We start from the raw sequence: 1,774 nt of genomic DNA, 5'->3' as shown, positions 1-1,774 counted from the left end.
GAAAACAACGCTCACCGAGGAGGGCGCCAAAAAGATCATGATCGGCTTCTACGAGCCGATTCAATACGACGACGCCTTGTTTGATCTCAGCGTCACCTTCGCTGGCGCCGCCGCTGGTGTTCCGACGCTGCCTGCACCACAGCCGACACCGACGTCAACGCCGTCCCCTGCGCCGTCCGAGTCAATGGCGAGCTCGTCGCAGGAACTCAGCTCAACGGACAAAGGATCACCAGCCGAGCGGATCACCACCAGTGTCACCCTCGTCATCGCTGGACTTGGATTGCTCGGCGTGCTTTCTGGCTTCGGCAAGTTCGCCTTCGACCGTTTTCTGAGGCCCATGCTGGCCAAATAGTGGTCATCGCCTCAACGGGAACCTCCTTGCCCTTGAAGTTGGTTAGCAATACCATACTTAGGTGAGGTTTACCTTGTTCTCTAAGGAGGATTCATGAGAACACGCCCGTTGCTCGTACCACTCACCGCTCTTGCCCTGCTGGGTAGCGCAGTTGTTGCGCCTCAGGCTTCGGCTGCACCGGAGGCGCCTGTGCTTGAGAATGGTCGCTTGGATTGGAATGTGAAGCGCAGCTTTACCAACTACGTGACCGGCCCCGTCGCACAGGGCAAGGTCACTACAGTCAATCCAACCGATCTCAAGAACTTCGGCGGCCACACCGCGTACAACCCGCCAGCCCAAACGTTCCAGGACAACACCTCGCCACTTAAGTATGGGTTCCAGTTGAATGCTGCCAAGTCGCAGCTGGATGCAAAAGGCAAGGGTGTGCTGGCCTTTGATGGTGGGGTCCGCTGGACAGGGCATGAGAAGTTCGCTCCCGAGGGCCAGCAGTATGGACTCGATGTCAAGTTCTCCGATGTGAAGCTCATTCTGGACGGTACGTCAGGAAAGATTTCCCTCGACTACGTCGTGCGTGGCACTAACATCACGGGCGATCAGAGCGCACTTGATCGCAAGGGAGACGACGCGATTTTTGCCACATTCACACTTCCAGAGCCGATCAAGGCTACCGCAGGGGGCAGTTTCTCCACCTCAGCAGGTGACGTTAGTAAGGACAGTGGCATTAAGACAACGCTCACCAAGGAGGGAGCCGAAAACGTCATGATCGGCTTCTACAAGGCGGAGCAGTACGAGGACGCGCTACTCGATCTAGACCTGAAGTTCAAGGAAGCACCTAAGGCGAAACCGTCTCCGGAGAAGCCGGCTCCTTCCTCGTCGTCCGCGAAACCGTCCCCGGAGAAGAGCGTTCCGTCGTCCCCGAGCGTCCCCCCGGCTGAGCAAGGCTCGAAGAAGCCTGAGGGATCCTCTGTCGATTCCAAGACCGACAACACCAAAATCGTCGTGCCGATCATCGCTACTCTCATCAGCCTCGTGGCGATTGGTGGTGCGCTAGCTTTTGTCGGCCAGCAGTGGCTGCCGCAACTCTTGCAGGGTATGCAGCGATAACCTTCGCATCATGAACCGGTCCCGGTACTGTGCTGGGACCGGTTCTTTGCTGTTTACCAAAGCCGAAAAAAGGAGACCATCCCGGGGTAAGTAGCAAAAAGTGTGTCTGAATTTCGGCGTTATTGCTGATCAGGCTGGGTAAATCGGGCGGATATAGGCATCAAGACCTTATATCCGCCCGAATTGCGTTCAATCCTCCGGAATGGCACCCGCATGTGCTAGTCGGGGGTTGGTGTGCTTTCCGGGTGAGTAAAAACAGACCACGGTGCCCGGTATGTGCTGGGCAAATTGCCGTTTCCGTGTAGTTGGTAGGGGCAA

2 protein-coding genes are annotated in these 1,774 nt (G+C 56.8%); both read left to right on the top strand.

Features of this window, described 5'->3' with window-relative positions; translation table 11 throughout:
- A partial coding sequence (locus HMPREF2617_RS12050) for a hypothetical protein (RefSeq protein WP_210400158.1) occupies window positions 1-352 on the top strand: 352 nt, incomplete at its 5' end.
- A 93-nt stretch (window positions 353-445) separates the two neighbouring features.
- Window positions 446-1,456, top strand: coding sequence for an HtaA domain-containing protein (locus HMPREF2617_RS04825; protein WP_070451076.1), 1,011 nt, complete (start codon window positions 446-448; stop codon window positions 1,454-1,456).
- The last annotated feature ends 318 nt before the right edge of the window (window positions 1,457-1,774 follow it).

Source organism: Corynebacterium sp. HMSC070H05 (genome assembly GCF_001837615.1).
Lineage (GTDB): Bacteria > Actinomycetota > Actinomycetes > Mycobacteriales > Mycobacteriaceae > Corynebacterium > Corynebacterium coyleae.
Note: the sequence above shows the minus strand (reverse complement) of the source record. Positions and strands in the feature narration are given on the sequence as shown.

Excerpts from the sequence above, each read along its gene's own strand:
- HMPREF2617_RS04825 (WP_070451076.1), top strand. The coding sequence starts at position 446 with ATGAGAACACGCCCGTTGCTCGTACCACTCACCGCTCTTGCCCTGCTG.